Genomic DNA, 15,908 nt, shown 5'->3' on the forward strand with positions numbered 1-15,908 from the left:
GCGTCGAGAAAAAATGCGCGTCGGCGGCGCGTTCGCGCCATTGAAAAAAAGCGTTTCAGGACAGGAAACGTGCCGCTACTATGCCGGCCAGCGTCACGCGTCCAAACAAAGGCGGGAGTATGGAAAACGAATCAGCCTCTGTCAGCCGCTTTGCCGACAAGATCGTGCTTGTCACAGGCGCCAACGATCGCGGCTTCGGCGGTGCGATCGCTGAAAAGTTCGGCGAGGAGGGGGCGACGCTGGTCCTGACCGATCGGGTCGAACCGAAACGGCTTCTGGGTCGTCTCGAACGCCGGGGCGTTCCGCTTCGCTGGCATGGCGGCGACATCACCGGCCCGGAATTCGTTAAGCAGATGATCGCCGGCACCGCCGCGGAATTCGGGCGGCTGGACGCCGTCATCAACTGCGCCGGCGTCAGCGGTTTCGGCCTCTTCGAGGACCTGTCCGATGAGCAATGGGACACGACCATGAACGTCAACGTCATGGGAACCGTTCGCGTCATCCGCGCGGCACTGCCGCATCTGACGTCCCCCGGCGGCGTGATCGTCAATATTGCCTCGGTGCTGGCGGAGAACGCCTGCGCGGGCAATGCGGCCTATGGCGCCAGCAAGGCGGCGGTGATCGCGCTGACCAACTCGCTGGCCCTTGAGATTGCGCCGCGGAAAATCAGGGCCGTTTGCATAGCGCCGGCACTGGCGCACACGCCGATGCTGCACGAATTTGCGCGGGACTTCTCGAAGGAAGCCTGGGATCAGGTCAATGCGTGTCACCCGCTCGGCACCGGTTCGCGCCATGACATCGCCAATGCGGTGGCATTCCTTGCGTCCAGCGATGCCGGCTGGATTACCGGAAGCACGCTGCCGCTCGGCTGGACGCAGACGATCCCGCTGCCCATGGTTCAAACGGAGACGCCAGAACAATGAGCCTTGCCGAAGTGTCACCGGATGCCGGTGAAGACCAATATCATCTGTGGCATCCCTTTACCCAGATGCAGAAGGTTCTGAACGCACAGAACATTGTCGTCGAACGCGGCGAAGGACCGTACCTGTTCGATCAGAACGACAAGCGATATCTCAATCTCACCTCCTGCCTGTGGAATGCGCCGCTGGGTCTTGGACGCCCCGAGATCGTCGACGCGATCACCCTGCAGCTGAATGAACTCAGTTTCGCCGCGCTTTTCCGCACGGCGCATCGGCCCGCGATCGATCTGGCGCAAAGAATTTCCGAGATCGTGCCGAAAAGGCTCAATCGTGTCTTTTTGACCTCCAACGGATCGGAATCGGTCGAATCCGCGATCAAAATGGTGCGGCAGTATTTTCACCGGACCGGATCCAGGAAATACAAGGTGATCTCGCTGCTGAACGCCTATCACGGCGTATCTTACGGAGCGCTTGCCGCATCCGGTTTCGCGGAGGACCAGCAGGGTTTCGGGCCGATGCCGGAAGGGTTCCTGAAAATACCCGCGCCCTTCAACCGGGACCGCCAGAGCGAAGAGGAGCGCGAGGCCTTCGAGGTCGCGTGCGCGAAGGAACTAGAGCGGACCATCCTCGCCGAGGGGCCCGAGACGGTCGCCATGTTCATCATCGAGCCGGTGCAGGGCATGGGCGGGGCGATCGCCCCGGGACAGGCCTATTTCGATGTCGTCAGCGAGACGTGCCGACGCTACGATGTCAAGCTGGTGGTGGACGAGGTCACGACGGGTTTCGGCCGCACCGGCACCCTCTTTGCATCGGAACGCTTCAATCTCGATCCCGATGTCATGTGCCTCGGCAAGGCGATCAGCGGGGGCTATTTCCCGCTCGGCGCGGCGGTCGCGACGGACGAAATCTGGGAGGTTTTCCTGTCCGATTCGGACGGAACCCGCTTCAATCACGGCTCCACCAATGCCGGCCATCCGGGCGCGTGTGCGGCCGGCCTTGCGGCCATCGATATTCTGACGCGCGACAATCTGATCGAGCAGGCAGCCGAACGGGGCGCCGCCTTTCTTGCCGAACTGCAGCAACTGAAGGACCTTCAGGTCGTCGACGATGTGCGCGGCATCGGCATGCTCCTGGCTATCGATCTCGTGCGCGACGAAACCGGCCGTGAACCGCTCAATGCGACCGAGATGGATATGGTGGCGAAGGCCTGCTACGCGCGCGGGCTCTGGGTGCATTTTGCCGGCAACCGGATCCTGCTGCTGCCGCCGTTCATTCTGGAGGACGAGCATTTCGCGGAGGCCTTCGCCGGGCTAAAACGCATATTGTCGCGCGTGCCTTCCTGGATTTAGACCGCTTCCGGCTACCGCAGGAGAAGCTCGTAATTCTCGGACGGCCCGGCCTCAATGTCGTCCTCGGAAAACAGGACGACCAGACGCCCGGAATCGGGCGAGGGCAGAAAACCCGCCGGGATCATGGTCCGCGCCCGGAACATGGATGAGCGCAGGGCCGTGGCAAGCTGCGCCCCTTCGTCCCGCGCCTTTTTGCACGTGGCGTCCAAAAGTGCAGCGCCGGCTGCGGTTTTGCCGGGCGCGGTTGCCAGAAGATCGAAGACGGCGTTGCCGACCGGCGCGCCGTTCCACAGCGGCAGCTGGTGGTAATTGACGAGGCCGCACAGCGTGCCGTCATGCTCGGCGACGAATGCGGTGCCGTTTTGGTTTTTCTCCAGAAACGTCATCAGGGCGGTTTCGTCCCAGTCAATCGCCCAGTCGGCGCGCTCGACCTGTTTTTGCGCCAGTTCCAGACACGCGGGCAGATCGTCCGGCCGGAACGCGCGGATCTTTATTCCGCTTGGCCGTGCGTTGTCGCCGCCGCGCTGCCCCGTCAGCTGTGCAACGGCACGGTCCCGTTCCTCGCGGCTGGCATCGTCGAGAACCGAGATGTCGAAGGCGGCGATCCAGTTGCCGGCGTCCGAGACGAAACGGCAGTTCTTCGGATAGGCCTTTGCGTAACCGGTCCAGCATTCATAGGGTCCGGAGCCGGGCTGGCCCATGACAAAACCAAGGGAGAAAGCAATGCCGTTCTCCCGATGCCGCCGCCGCAATTTCTCGATCACATAGGGTGTCAGACCGCGATAGGCCGGATCGACGATCAGGCAGGTTGAAAAGGAGCCGGGTAAGGAACGGCCCCGAACCCGGAACCTGTAGGGTACGGCAAAGAACGCGCCGACCAGTCGACCGGAATCATAGGCTGCGACGGCGAGTTCGCGATTTTTGGCGGGCGCCAGAATCTGCCGGCGTATATAGGCCGCGTTCCACAGCGGCTCCCATTTTCCGGCATCGCCTTCCCCGGTCCGGACGCGCAGGCACAGTTCTTCGAGGTCCGTGCCGTCGCCGTCATAGGTCCGAATTTCCACCATCCGATTTTGCCTTTCGATTCCGGGCCGTTTCGCCTATCTTTGCGCTTCACAAGGGGATTGCAATCACCGTCTCGCCAGTCCCTGACCAGCCCACGGGTCGCTTTATCACATATGACGCAAGACAAGACGACCGTTTCGTTTCCACTGGTGGACGCCTTGCAGCAATCGCTGAACAAGACGCTGTTCGGTTCGTCCTCGTCCGCCGTCGACAGCCTGCTGGCGAGCCATGGTGAGGCATATCTGGAGGATTTCGAGCGATATCTCGGCCTTCTGACGCGCGCCTTTCCCGAAAAGCCGTTCCCGCAATGGCCGGCTCGGGGGTTTCAGCGCCTTGGAAGCACGATTTTGCGCGAGGAGATCGCGTTCAAGCAGACCGGACAATATTCGGCGGGGCCTGAGGAACTGGAGAGCCTCAAAGAGGATTTCTATGCCAATCCGGAGGTCATGGAAGAGTATTATCTCGTCGGGCTTTTGTGCTCCTATTTCCTCTGGCCGCATCACTATAGGCTTCTGGAGTTCTACCGCCGGTCCTTTCTCGACGCGGCACCCGGCGACGGCGGCCTCGTCATGGAGTGGGGCCCGGGCCACGGGCTGCTCGGGCTTGAGGCTTTGAATGTGTGGCGGACCAATCCTGCCTTGCTCATCGACCTCAGCCCGCAAAGCCTTGATTTCTGCAAGGGCATGCTGTCCGCGTCGGATATGATCGGGCGATGCACGCTGCGGCGTGGCGATATCCTGTCTGCCGGGGACTTGCCGGCAGCCGAACGCATCATATGCGGCGAACTGCTTGAGCATGTGCCCGATCCGGCTGCATTGATCGGCGGGCTGCGATCTTCGCTGGAAAAGAACGGACGCGCGTTCCTGACCGGCGCCATAAACGCGCCGCAGCCCGACCACATATTCCTGTTCAGGAATGAGCGCGAACTGATTGATCTTGTTGAATCCGAAGGGCTGTCCGTCAGGGCTCATCTGACCGTGCGTCATCCGAGCCGGCAGGATGACGACAGCCCGCCCGAAGTCACCGCCATGGTTGTCGAACATGCGGCTTGAGACGATGCCGGACAGCGGATTTGACCGCGATGCAAACGGCAAGCCCGTCATTGCGGATGACCCTGCGGCGATCTACGCCTTCGGCCACCTTATCCGCAGCGCGGAGGAGATTCTGCTCGACCTGTTCAGCAAGGGACAGCTGGCCGGCACGACGCATACCTGCCTGGGGCAGGAGCTGTGCCAGATGAGCGTCGTGCGGGCACTGGATCATCCGGGCGACGCCATATTTTCCAATCACCGCAATCACGGCCATTTCCTGACATATAGCGGCGCTTTCGCGGCGCTCTTTGCCGAGATCATGGGCCGGGAAGGCGGCATTTGCGGCGGGCATGGCGGCAGCCAGCATCTGGCCCATCGCGGTTTCCACAGCAGCGGCGTGCAGGGCGGCATGACCGCGATTGCAGTCGGTCAGGCGCTGGCGCGCAAGCTGAATGGCGAGCGCAGTATTGTCGCCGTCGTCATCGGCGACGGAACGCTGGGGCAGGGGCTGGTCTATGAGGCCTTGAACCTTGCCGCCGTGTGGGACGTTCCGGTGCTTTTTGTGGTTGAGAACAACGGCATTGCCCAGACCACCGGGACGGACACGACAACCGCCGGTTCGCTGACCGCGCGCGGCGAAGCCTTCGGCATCCGCACGTGGCGGGTCAGCGACGATGCGCCCGATCTGTTTCGTGTGGCCGGCGAGGCCGTTTCCACCGTCCGTTCGACACGCTCGCCGGGATTTCTGGTCGTCGACACGATGCGTCTCGGGCCTCACAGCAAGGGCGATGATCCGAGGACAGAGGCCGAACTCGACGCCGTTCGAGCCCGTGATCCGCTGGCGCGCGTTGCGGCCGTTCTTCCCGATGATGAAAGGTTGCGCATAGAAGCCGATAACGCGGTTTTCCTGAAATCCGCTTTGGCGCGGGCGATGGAGTCCCGTCCGGCCCGGTTCGATGCGGTTCCGTTCCATGTATTCGGTGAAGACATGCCGGAGCCTTCCGCCTTGCCTGCGACCCGTGCGGCCGCGGAACGCACGGTGCGCCAATCGCTGAACGAGACGCTTCACCGCCTTCTGCAGACGCATGAGGATGTGGTGCTTCTTGGCGAGGACCTGCATGATCCCTATGGCGGTGCGTTCAAGGTTACGGAAGGTCTTTCCAGTGCATTCGGCGAGCGGGTCATCTCGACGCCGATCAGCGAGGCGGGCATCGTCGGCTCCGGCATCGGCCTCGCCATGGCCGGCAAGCGGCCCATTGTGGAGATCATGTTCGCTGATTTCATCAGTCTCGGCATGGACCAGCTCTACAATCATGCGGTCAAGTTTCCGGCGCTTTTTGATGAGACCGAAGTGCCGATGGTCGTGCGCACGGCGTGCGGGGGCGGGCGCGGATATGGCGCGACCCACAGCCAGATACCGGAGAGCCTGTGTGCGTCCGTTCCGGGACTGACGGTCGTCTCCGGCAGCCATCGCCACGATATGGAGCAGCTGCTTGAACATGCCGCGATGCGGTGGGATCACCCCGTCGTTTTTCTTGAACACAAGCTGCTCTACAGTCTCGCGAACCGGCCCGGACCCTTTGCCCAGCTGCCGGCCGCGGAGACGGACAGGGCGGCAAGGCTTTTCCCGACGCTGGTCAGTGCGCGCGACAACGTGGATGTGACGATCGTCGCCTATGGCGGAATGGCGCCGGTTGCCGAAGCTGCGGCGCAAACGCTTGAACGCGACGAGGAGATCGGCGTTGAGATTGTCCTGCCATCGCTGATCGCGCCATTGCCGCGGCAGACATTGCTCAATGCGCTGTTAAAACGTGAGCGCATTGTTATTGTCGAGGAATCGGCCACGGAATTCGGCGTTGGCGCGGAAATCGCCGCATTGCTGGCCGAGGCGGGGTTTGCCGGCAACGTGCTCAGGATCGGGGCGCCGTCGATACCGGTTCCTTCGGCGCGCTCGCTGGAGGAACAGGTCCTGCCGGGCCCCGAGCGGGTCGTTGCCGAGATTTGCCGGATGTTCGAGGCGCCATGACAGACCCTCTTTACGTTCCAAGGATCAACAACAATGACGACGAGGTTCTGCTCGTCAGCCTCCAGGTTGCCAATGGCGATGCGGTCCAGGCCGGTCAGGCGGTGGCGGAGATCGAATCTGAAAAGGCAACCGTCGTCGTCGAGGCGGAAACGGACGGTTACGTCGTCGGCATCTCCGGCATCGAGGGTGAGATGGTTACGGTCGGGGCCGTGCTGATCTGGATCGGTGAGACGCCGCAGTCGCAGGTGCCGGACGACGCCGGTGAGGGGGACACGGGACCCTCGACACGCACACGGCCGACCGCGGGTGCGATGGCTCTTCTGCGTAAGCATGGCCTGAGCGAGAGCGTGGTGCCGGTGAGCGGCAGCCGGATGCAGGTCGGCGATGTCGAGGCGTATCTGTCGCAGAACCCTCTGGCAGGGGCCGTGCCCGCTGCTGCCGCTGGCCTGTCTGACCCGCCGGCGGCTGCGGGCCGCGCCGCGCCTTTGAGCGCCTATGAAGCGGCGATGATGCAATCGGTTCTGTGGCATGGGCGCGAAGCGGTGCCGACCTATCTTGAAGCCGCCTATGACGAAACGCCGTGGCAGGAATTCGCGCAATCGTTCCGGGATGAGGAAGGCCTGCTCAGCAGTCCGCTCGTGCCGCTGATCGCCTATCAGCTTGTTCGCTATGTCCTGGCGAAACCCGGCCTCAACTCGACCATCTCGGACGGTCAGCGCTTTCTCTATGACGCGGTGAACCTGGGATTCACGGTCGATGTCGGCGACAAGCTCTTTCTGCCGGTCATTCATGATGCCCAGAACATGACCGCGCGGGAATTTGTCGATGCTTTCGGACGCCTGCACCGTGCCGCGATGCGCGGACGCCTGCAGCCGGAGGAGATGAAGGGCGCGACGGTCGCCATCTCAAGCATGGCCCGCTGGCCGGTTCTGCGGCATATGCCGATCCTTCCGGCGCATGTGTCGCTGATGGTCGCGCACAGCGCGCCGAATGACGGCCGCTGCGTTCTCGGCGCGACCTATGATCACCGTGTGCTCGACGGGGCGGCGGCTTTCCAGGCCGTGCATTCACTGACAAAGCCCGATGGCGAAGCGATCAGGAAGACAAACCAAACCTAGGGGACCCCATGGATCCGGAAACGGCAAAGCAGCAGATACGCGAGAAGATCGGCGCATTGGCGGGCGCGCTTGGAAACAGCGCCGAGGGCCTTGGCGACGACGCTTTTATTCCGCAGGCCGATATTCTCGATTCGGCTGCGACCATGGAACTGATCATGTGGCTGGAGCAGACGTTCAAGATCACGGTTCCGGATGACGATCTGACGATCGAAAACTTCGGAACCGTCAACCTGATCGCAGGCTATGTGGACAGCAACGGCTAGCTCTGCGTTCCCTTATACTGGGGTGCGGCGGCGTCGAATTCCTGGCGCAGATTGACGACCACCCGGCGGTTCTGGGCCTTGCAGGCAAGCTCCGGGCAATTGCGCACCAGGCGCTCCTTGCCATAACCCTTGGCCCACATGCGCTGCGGGCTGACGCCCTTGGATGCCAGATAATCCATGACCGCATTGGCGCGCTGATCGGACAATTTGACATTGGCGTCGGTATTGCCCGGATCGTCGGAGAATCCCTGCAGTTTGATCAGCCAGCTCGTGTGCTGGTTGAGCCAGGCCGCCTGCAGGTCAAGTGTTTCCTTGGCGACATCGTCAAGCGATGATGACCCGCTGGAAAAATAGACGCGCCGTCCGGCGGTCATGATGAAATTTTCCTCGCTGCCCGTCCTGATGTCGGCGAAGCCCACGGCGGTGTCGTCCGTCGAACCGGCGTTCGGATCGCCGAGCGCCGCATTGGTGCCCGTGCAGCCCGATACCGCAATGCCGGCGATCAGCAGTGCCGCCGCCGCCGTTATCCGGAGAATACTCCTCATACTCTTTCCCCCATCTGGCGCTGTCCCCGGCGCCTTGTTGCTATCCTGCCCTATCTGAAATGTGCTCGAGCACCAGCACAGCGGTGCCGATCGGCGCACGCCGATAAAGGTCGATCACATCCTCATTGAACATGCGGATGCATCCGGACGACACGTCCGAGCCGATCGACCAGGGTTCTGCGGTTCCATGCAGCCGGTAGCCGGTGTCGCCGCCGCCCTTTCCGTGAAGGTAGAGCGCTCTTGCGCCCAGCGGATTGTTCGGGCCGCCATCCATGGAATCCGGCAGGCCGGGCTGACGCTGTTTCATCGCCTCCGGCGGCACCCAGCGCGGCCAGCGGGCCTTGCGGGCGACATTGGCGCGCCCGAACCACTGGAAGCCCTCGCGGCCGACACCGACGCCGTAGCGCATGGCGGTGTTGTTTTCCCAGATCCAGTAAAGATAGTGGTTGCGGGTGTCGACGACGACCGTTCCCTCCGGCTCGTCCGAGAAGTATTTGACCATCTGCCGATGCCAGCGCGGATCGATCGACGTGAAATTGGTGTTCGGGTAGCGGTGATCGCCGTCCGCCGTCGCGCCTTTGAAATATTTCGAAGACTGGGCCATCAATCGGTTGACGATGATGGATGGCATGCTCAGACCCGCTGCTGCGACAGCGGCACCTTTCAACAGGCTACGCCTTTTCATTGTGCTCTCCCTATGCCGGTTGTCCGGCCCCGCGCACGGTCGCGCCTCCATGTGCGCTGATGTCACATGCTGACATTAAATGCGAAAACAGCAGGGAGGGTCAACCTTCGCGCGCTGCCGCGACCGCAACGGGCGCCGCGCGGCACCTACCAGGTGCGCCGCGGTCCGGTATCGATGTGGTAGTGGCCGGTGCGGCGATAATAGCTGTATCCGCCCACCTCGCGCTGCGAACGCAGGAAGGCCAGAACAGAGGCGGGATCACCGCGCACGCTGAAATCAACGGCTTTGCAGTTCAGGTGATAGGAGTTTTTCGCGCCGCCCTTGCGCCAGTTCTCGAACCACCAGCGTTTGGTGGAGTGAACGACGACGGTTCCGTAGCGCCGGGAAACGCGATTGAGGACGCGCTTGAGCTTGCGTGGAACGCACCATTTGGTGTCGTTGTAGTGCACCGTTGCCTTTTGCGAACCAAGGCCGAAGAAGCTGGCGCAACCCGAAAGCGGCAGGCCGACCGCCGCGACGATAAGAACGGAGAAAACAAGCTTACGCATGACGCTGTACCAATCCGAGCTGACGATATGCCTGATTATCGCGCCGGAACCATTAAAATTGTCATGAAAGATATGGTTAAGGTTTAACGTCCAAGGCCTTTGCCGGATTAAAGAATTCGGCAGCAATATGACGAATTCGCCGCAACGCCCGGCCATGCCCGATCGCCGGATCGCGGCCGTTCAGGCCGAAATTGCGCCTTTGACATGAAGCAGATGATTGTCCCAGTTGAAGCCGTCTTCGGGGACCTTGGCCGCGGCGATGTCTCCGTCCTCGGCGCTTGCCGCCGGCAGGATCGCAACCATCAGCCCGGTGGCGAGGGCCGGAACCGGGAATTTGTGCCACATCCCTGCCGTTGTCTGCATCAGGCCATCCTGTCCCAATCACCGTGCCGCATGCCGAGGCTGTATTCCTTCGCGTCCATACCTGCCGGCGTTACCAGCTCGAAATGCGGCGACCGATCCATGAATTCGTGCATATGTGTGACGAGCTGGTCCTTGTCGGCCAGAACGACACCGTAGACCGGTGGCTCGAAATTCCCGGGCACGCTGGTTTTCGGCGCCTTGAGATCCAAAGCCAACTGATGGTTGAGGCCGCGAATGCATGAAAACGAAATGCCCCTCCAGTTGCCGAAGATCGGTCTGTGGACGTGTCCGAAAAACAGGTGCCGAATTCTGTGAACGTGCGGCTGAACGATTTCGAAAAAAGCCTCCGCATCGAGGAGATTGATGATGTCCATGCCCTTCATGCCGAGCTTCATCGGCGGATGGTGCATGAAGATCAATACCGGCCCGTCACTGTTTTCAAGCTGCCCGGCGAGCCAGGCGCGCCGCTTCTCGCAATATTGACCGCCATCCGTCTTCCCATCCAGTTTGGTGTCGAGGAAAAGGCAGCGCCCTGCTTCGGTGTCCATAGTGGACTGGACAAAACCATCGCTGTCGGTTTCCACCTGTGCGACACAGCGTGCCATGACATCCCGATGGTCGTGATTGCCCATCAGCACTTTGACGGGCATGTCGAGCCGGGAAATCGCGTCCGTCAGCACGCCGTAACCGGCTTCGTCGCCCCAGTGCGCCTGATCGCCGGTGAAGATGACGAAGTCCGCGTCGCTGTGCTCGCGGTTGATACTGTCGATTGCCGCATGCAGGCGGCTTTCCGGCGAAACGCCGTAGAGGCGGCGGCCGCCGTCAATCAGGTGGATATCCGTCAATTGGATGAATTTCAGCACGTCGAACGATCCCTCGCAGCCGGTTCTCATAAGAAGTCTGTGTCACCTGTTTAGACGGTTTTTGACGTCTTTTCGATGTCACACCCCGCATAATCGGCACCGGTGCGGCATATTTCGCCGTTATGCGCCTGCCGGCACAATCTCGTGGCCGGGTTCCTCCGGCTCGTCATCGGTCATCTGTGCCGGGAAACCGGGTGCGCAAATCGAATGCCCGGTTGCCTCTTCAAGGCGCCGAATGATGTTCGGCGACAATTCGCGCGGGCCGTAACGTTCCGAGCCGTCCTTGAATATATCGACGAGAACCGGATTGAGCTCCAGCGGTACGCCGCAGCGTTCGGCGACCTGTTGGAAAAGACCGATATCCTTTGAAACGAGATCCATGGTGAAGTTGATGTCCCGCGAGCCGTTCAGGATGACCTGGCTTTCGGTCTCGTGCACGAAGGAGTTTCCCGACGAGATGCGGATCGCTTCATAGGTGGTGTTGAGATCCATGCCCGCCGCTTTCGATGTCACCAGCGCCTCGCACAGCGACAGCAGGTTGGCGGTGGCGAGATAGTTGGTGACGACCTTGAGGACCGAGGCCGAACCGAGCGGCCCGGTGTGGAGGATGCGCCGGCCCATCGTCTTGAGGACGGGAAGGACCTGCTCGAAGGTGGCGCGGTCGCAGCCGGCAAAAATCGAGATATTGCCGGTGGCCGCCCGGTGACATCCGCCCGAGACCGGGCAGTCGACCGGCGTGCCGCCTGCGGCCGAGACCATAGCTCCGAGCCGGCGCACTTCGGCCTCGTCGGTGGTCGACATTTCCGCCCAGATTTTTCCGGGCGCCATGGCCTTGAGTATGCCGTCATCGGCTTCCATGACAGCGGCCGAGGCGGCCGGGCTCGGCAGACAGGTGATGACGATGTCGCATCGCTCCGCAATCTCGGCCGAGGAGGCGCCCCAATGCGCGCCACCTTCCAGAAGGGGTTCGGCGAGGCTGCGGTCGAGGTCCCGGACGGTGAGGTCGAAGCCGTTTCTGAGCAGGCTTGCGGCAAGCTTTCCGCCGACATTGCCAAGACCGATAAAACCGATTTTCATGCATGCCTCCCGTTGTATTACGGCCTATCTGAGCGGCTCTGTTTCCATGGTCAGGTGAAGTTCCGTTCCCGTATAGGGATTGGCCCGCGCAATATTCTCGTTGAGCTCGACGCCGAGACCCGGCGCATCCGGCACCAGGGCATAACCATCCTCCCATCGGATCGGATTGACGAGAATATCGCTATGGAACCCATCCCATTTTTGGATGCTCTCAAGAATGAGGAAATTCGGGAGCGAGGCCGAGAGCTGGATATTTGCCGCGCCGACGACCGGGCCGCAATAAAGATGCGGAGCGATCTGTGCGTAGTGCGTCTCCGCCATGGCGGCGATTTTCTTGGCTTCGAGCAGACCGCCGACGCGGCCGAGATTCATCTGCAGGATGGAGGCCGCGCCGGTATCGAGGACGCGGGCAAATTCGTATTTGGTGCACAGCCGCTCGCCGGTGGAGATGGGGATCGAGGTCGAGCGGGCCACTTCGGCCATGCGCTCCGGCATTTCCGGCGTCACCGGCTCTTCGAACCAGAGGGGGTCGTAGGGCTCCAGGCGGCGGGCCATGCGCTTGGCGCCTGATACGGTGAACTGGCCGTGCGTTCCGAACAGCAGATCGGCTCTACTGCCGACCGCCTCGCGGATGCGCTTGCAGAACAGCTCGGACCGTTCAAGGTCGTCAAGGCTCGGCTGGTGACCGCCATGGACGGTGTAGGGACCGGCGGGATCGAATTTGACAGCCGTGAAACCTTGCTCGACGCAGGCAAGGGCGGCCTCGGCGGCAATGTTCGGATCGTTATAGACATTGGGCGTGTCGGGGTCGGTATAAACATTGCCGTCGCCGGGCGGATAGAGATAGGTGTAGCTGCGCAGTCGCTCGTGAACCCGTCCGCCCAGCAACTGGTGAACCGGCTGGCCGGCCGCCTTGCCGACAATATCCCAGCAGGCCATCTCCAGCCCGCTCAACACACCCATGACCGTGACATCGGGCCGAAGCGTGTAGCCGGCGCCGTAGGCCATGCGCCAGAGGCGCTCGATACGATGCGGATCGGCGCCGTCGAAGATGCGGGCGAACATATCCTCGGCCATTTGAGCGACAAGCTGCGGGCTGAACGTGGCGTTGTAGATTTCCCCCAGGCCGACGATGCCGCAGGCGGTTTTGAGCTGCACGAAAATGAAGTAACGCCCGCCCCGCGAGGGTGGCGGGTTGGCGACAACAAAGGTCTCGATCGATTGCAGTTTCATAATGTGTCAAACCTCAAGGATTGCCGGCTTCGCTCACCAGATAATCGGCTTTGTCGAGCCATGCCGGGTTGATCTCGACGCCCCAGCCGGGAGCATCGGTGACCTGGACATGACCATCTTCGACGCGGAACGGGTCGTTGACAAAGAGATTCTGCTGCCAGGGATAATAGTCTGATCCTTCAATGGAAAACTCCAGATAGGGTCCGGCGTTGGGGATCGATCTCAAAAAGTGCATCGTGAACAGCGTGACCATGGAAAGGTTCGCCGAATGCGGGGTGCAGGCGAGACCGGCCGCTTGTGCCATCCGGGCAACGCGCAGCGCCCGCGCGAGCCCGCCAATATAGCAGATGTCGGGCTGGATGACGTCGACCGCCCGCATGGCGATCATCCGGCGCCAGACCGCGAGGTCGCAATCCTGTTCGCCGCCGGTGACGTCGAGGTCGAGCGCCTGCGTGACCTTCCTGGTTTCCTCCAGATCCCAGTAGGGGCAGGGCTCCTCGAAATGGCTGACGCCATGGTCTTCGAGCATGCGGCCGACCTCAATCGCCTTTTCCGCCGAGTAGCCGCTGTTGGCGTCGACGAGGAGGGTCACATCGTCTCCAAGCGACCGGCGCACGGCCGGTACGATGGATTCGGTCCGTCCGGGCCACTCGTCCCTGTCGTGACCGCATTCGCGGGCGACGCGGAACTTGAAGGCGTCGAAACCGTGCTCGTCGCGCAGCATTGCCAGCCGGTTCGCTTCGTCCTCCGGCCCGATATCGCGGCGCATGCTGGAGGCGTAGGCCCGTAGCGTGCCGGGGCTGCCGCCGATCAGTTCGCAGACCGGCTTTCCCGAAAGCCTGCCGCGCAGGTCCCACAATGCGGTGTCGAGCCCGGCGAGCGCGCGGCGCAGATAGGAGCCCGGAAATTTGTGCTCCCTTTCGACGATCAGGTCTGCGAGACCATCGATGTCGTCGATCCCGGCGTCGAGCGCCCACGGGGCGATCTGGCGATGAAAGACCAGCGCTGTGATATCGGCATTGTAGGTGGAGACCTGTCCCCAGCCGGTCGAGCCGTCCTCGGCGGTGACGCGGACAAAGCCGACAAAGCTGTTGCTGAAGGTCTCGAGCTTTGCAATCTTCATCGGATCAGCCCGTCGCTTCCAAGTCTTCCAGGATAATATCGGCGCCCTTTTGCGCCAGCATCATCGTCGGCGCATTGGTGTTGCCCGAGGTCAGGTTCGGAAAGGCGGATGCGTCGATGACGCGAAGGCCCTCGAGACCGTGGACCCGAAGCCGGGCGTCACACACGGAGTTGTCTTTGTCGGTGCCGATCCGGCAGGTGCTGGTCGGATGGTAGACGGTCGCCGCCCGCTGCCGGAAATCGTCCAGCGCTTCTTCATCGCTGAGATGTGTCGGGTCCGGCTGGCGCCGCGATTTTATCAGTTCAGACATGGTCGGCGTGTCGATCAGCCGGCGCAGCAGCCGCGCGCCGCGAATGACCGCGTCCCGGTCTTCATTGGTTGTCAGCGAATTCGGCTTGATGCCCGGCGCGTCCGCGGGATCGGCGGAAACAATGTCGATGCGGCCGCGGCTCGTCGGCCGGCAGGGCTGGTAGGACAAAAGGAAACCCGGTTCCGGATCGATCTGCGGCGCCGTGCCCGATCCCGTCGAGTAGGTGGCCGGGTTGCAGTAGATCTGCATATCGGGGTGCGGGGCGTCCGGGGTCGAGCGGATGAAGCCGCCGCACTGATTGATCCCGAGACTGAGGAGGCCGCGGCGGGTGAGGGCGTATTGCAACGCCGCCAGCACCCGGCTGCGCCACGGCTGGAGCTGGTTATTGAGCGTCGGCACCGTCGATTCGTAGTAGTAGTTGACGGCGAGATGATCCTGCAGGCCGCCGCCCACCTGCGGAAGGTCGGCCCGCACCTCGACGCCATGCCTCTTTAGAAGGTCTGCCGGCCCGACGCCGGAAAGCTGCAGCAATTTGGGTGAATTGACCGCGCCGGCGCTGACGATGACCTCGCGCCTTGCCAGCGCCTGCCGGCTTTCACCGCCCTGGCGATAGGCAACGCCCGTCGCGCGCCGGCCTTCGAAGATAAGGTGATCGACATGGGCGTGCGACACAAGCCTGAGATTGCCGCGCTTGAGTGCCGGCCTCAGGAAAGCGTCCGCCGCCGAACATCGCCAGCCGGCCCTTGTGGTGTTGTGGAAGATGGTCAGGCCTTCCTGGTCAGGACCGTTGAGATCGCCGGTCGTCGGCCAGCCGGCCTCGCGCGCGGCACTCAGGAAACGCCTGGTCACCGGGTGTGCCTGATCGGTTTCGTCGGTCACCCAGAGTGGCCCGTTGCCGTGGGTCTCCAAAGTCCGCCCGCATCGCCGCGCCTTTGTCTCGTTGCGCTCGAACACCGGTTTGACGTTTTGCCAGCCCCAGCCGTCGGCGCCGGCCTCGGCCCAGTCGTCGAAATCATGCGGCAGGCCGCGGCAATAGACCATCGCGTTGATCGAGCTGGAGCCGCCGACGACCTTGCCTCTCGGCCAGTAGGCCGAGCGGCCGGCAAGGCCGGGGTCCGGCTGGCCTGAATAGCACCAGTTGACCTTCGGATCCATGAAGGTGAAGCCGTAGCCGATCGGCACCCGGATGCGCAGTTTCCGGTCCGAGCCGCCGGCCTCGATCAACAGGACGTTCAGCCGGCCGTCACGGGTCAGGCGGTCCGCCAATACGCAGCCCGCGGAGCCGGCTCCCACAATGATAAAATCGAATTCGTCGCCGGCCATGTCACTCTTGCCTTGATTTTGCGGCAGTGTTGATGGTGATATGACTATAATCAAACGAAGCATTAT

Annotated in this window: 16 protein-coding genes; 6 read left to right on the plus strand and 10 right to left on the minus strand. The window is 62.3% G+C overall.

What is annotated here, in order from left to right:
- Positions 1-119 precede the first annotated feature (119 nt).
- Together AC5E6N_RS00170 and AC5E6N_RS00175 are read left to right on the plus strand one after the other, a co-directional pair.
- Entirely contained in the window at positions 120-923 is an 804-nt protein-coding gene (locus AC5E6N_RS00170) for an SDR family NAD(P)-dependent oxidoreductase (protein ID WP_491745897.1), read from the plus strand.
- The gene (locus tag AC5E6N_RS00175) at positions 920-2,269 is read left to right on the plus strand and encodes an aminotransferase family protein (protein ID WP_491745898.1); all 1,350 of its coding nucleotides are present in this window, start codon (positions 920-922) and stop codon (positions 2,267-2,269) included. The genes AC5E6N_RS00170 and AC5E6N_RS00175 overlap by 4 nt, the downstream gene beginning before the upstream one ends.
- An 11-nt stretch (positions 2,270-2,280) precedes the next feature.
- Here AC5E6N_RS00175 and AC5E6N_RS00180 read toward each other — a convergent pair whose 3' ends face one another.
- Positions 2,281-3,336: a hypothetical protein gene (locus AC5E6N_RS00180; RefSeq protein ID WP_491745899.1), complete on the minus strand. Its 1,056-nt coding sequence runs from the start codon at positions 3,334-3,336 to the stop codon at positions 2,281-2,283.
- A gap of 111 nt (positions 3,337-3,447) precedes the next feature.
- Here AC5E6N_RS00180 and AC5E6N_RS00185 point away from each other — a divergent pair, with 111 nt between their 5' ends.
- From AC5E6N_RS00185 to AC5E6N_RS00200, 4 genes are read left to right on the plus strand one after another with little or no spacing between them, the layout of a single operon-like run.
- On the plus strand, positions 3,448-4,386 hold the full coding sequence (locus AC5E6N_RS00185; protein WP_491745900.1) for a class I SAM-dependent methyltransferase: 939 nt from the start codon (positions 3,448-3,450) through the stop codon (positions 4,384-4,386).
- On the plus strand, positions 4,334-6,391 hold the full coding sequence (locus AC5E6N_RS00190; protein ID WP_491745901.1) for a dehydrogenase E1 component subunit alpha/beta: 2,058 nt from the start codon (positions 4,334-4,336) through the stop codon (positions 6,389-6,391). The genes AC5E6N_RS00185 and AC5E6N_RS00190 overlap by 53 nt, the downstream gene beginning before the upstream one ends.
- Complete coding sequence (locus AC5E6N_RS00195) at positions 6,388-7,509, plus strand: 2-oxo acid dehydrogenase subunit E2 (RefSeq protein WP_491745902.1); 1,122 nt, start codon at positions 6,388-6,390, stop codon at positions 7,507-7,509. The genes AC5E6N_RS00190 and AC5E6N_RS00195 overlap by 4 nt, the downstream gene beginning before the upstream one ends.
- A gap of 8 nt (positions 7,510-7,517) precedes the next feature.
- Positions 7,518-7,772 (plus strand): acyl carrier protein, encoded by a 255-nt coding sequence (locus AC5E6N_RS00200; RefSeq protein ID WP_491745903.1) that lies wholly within the window; start codon positions 7,518-7,520, stop codon positions 7,770-7,772.
- Here AC5E6N_RS00200 and AC5E6N_RS00205 read toward each other — a convergent pair.
- The 9 genes from AC5E6N_RS00205 to AC5E6N_RS00245 form a co-directional block, all read right to left on the minus strand.
- Positions 7,769-8,317 carry an OmpA family protein gene (locus tag AC5E6N_RS00205; RefSeq protein WP_491745904.1) on the minus strand — a complete coding sequence of 183 codons (549 nt, stop codon included), beginning with the start codon at positions 8,315-8,317 and terminating at the stop codon, positions 7,769-7,771. The genes AC5E6N_RS00200 and AC5E6N_RS00205 overlap by 4 nt on opposite strands.
- 40 nt (positions 8,318-8,357) lie before the next feature.
- Positions 8,358-9,002 (minus strand): L,D-transpeptidase, encoded by a 645-nt coding sequence (locus tag AC5E6N_RS00210; RefSeq protein WP_491745905.1) that lies wholly within the window; start codon positions 9,000-9,002, stop codon positions 8,358-8,360.
- Positions 9,003-9,148: 146 nt separating this feature from the next.
- On the minus strand, positions 9,149-9,550 hold the full coding sequence (locus AC5E6N_RS00215) for a YcbK family protein (protein WP_491745906.1): 402 nt from the start codon (positions 9,548-9,550) through the stop codon (positions 9,149-9,151).
- 180 nt (positions 9,551-9,730) lie between these two features.
- Positions 9,731-9,913 carry a hypothetical protein gene (locus AC5E6N_RS00220; protein ID WP_491745907.1) on the minus strand — a complete coding sequence of 61 codons (183 nt, stop codon included), beginning with the start codon at positions 9,911-9,913 and terminating at the stop codon, positions 9,731-9,733.
- A complete protein-coding gene (locus AC5E6N_RS00225; RefSeq protein ID WP_491745908.1) occupies positions 9,913-10,806 on the minus strand; it encodes a phosphodiesterase in 894 nt (297 codons plus the stop codon). The genes AC5E6N_RS00220 and AC5E6N_RS00225 overlap by 1 nt, the downstream gene beginning before the upstream one ends.
- Positions 10,807-10,896: 90 nt before the next feature.
- Positions 10,897-11,853 carry an NAD(P)-dependent oxidoreductase gene (locus AC5E6N_RS00230; protein WP_491745909.1) on the minus strand — a complete coding sequence of 319 codons (957 nt, stop codon included), beginning with the start codon at positions 11,851-11,853 and terminating at the stop codon, positions 10,897-10,899.
- A gap of 24 nt (positions 11,854-11,877) precedes the next feature.
- Positions 11,878-13,086: a mandelate racemase/muconate lactonizing enzyme family protein gene (locus AC5E6N_RS00235; RefSeq protein ID WP_491745910.1), complete on the minus strand. Its 1,209-nt coding sequence runs from the start codon at positions 13,084-13,086 to the stop codon at positions 11,878-11,880.
- A 13-nt stretch (positions 13,087-13,099) separates the two neighbouring features.
- Positions 13,100-14,209 carry a mandelate racemase/muconate lactonizing enzyme family protein gene (locus AC5E6N_RS00240; RefSeq protein ID WP_491745911.1) on the minus strand — a complete coding sequence of 370 codons (1,110 nt, stop codon included), beginning with the start codon at positions 14,207-14,209 and terminating at the stop codon, positions 13,100-13,102.
- Between the two features lie 4 nt (positions 14,210-14,213).
- A complete protein-coding gene (locus AC5E6N_RS00245) occupies positions 14,214-15,842 on the minus strand; it encodes a GMC family oxidoreductase (protein ID WP_491745912.1) in 1,629 nt (542 codons plus the stop codon).
- Between the last annotated feature and the right edge of the window lie 66 nt (positions 15,843-15,908).

This window comes from Hoeflea sp., from assembly GCF_984452065.1.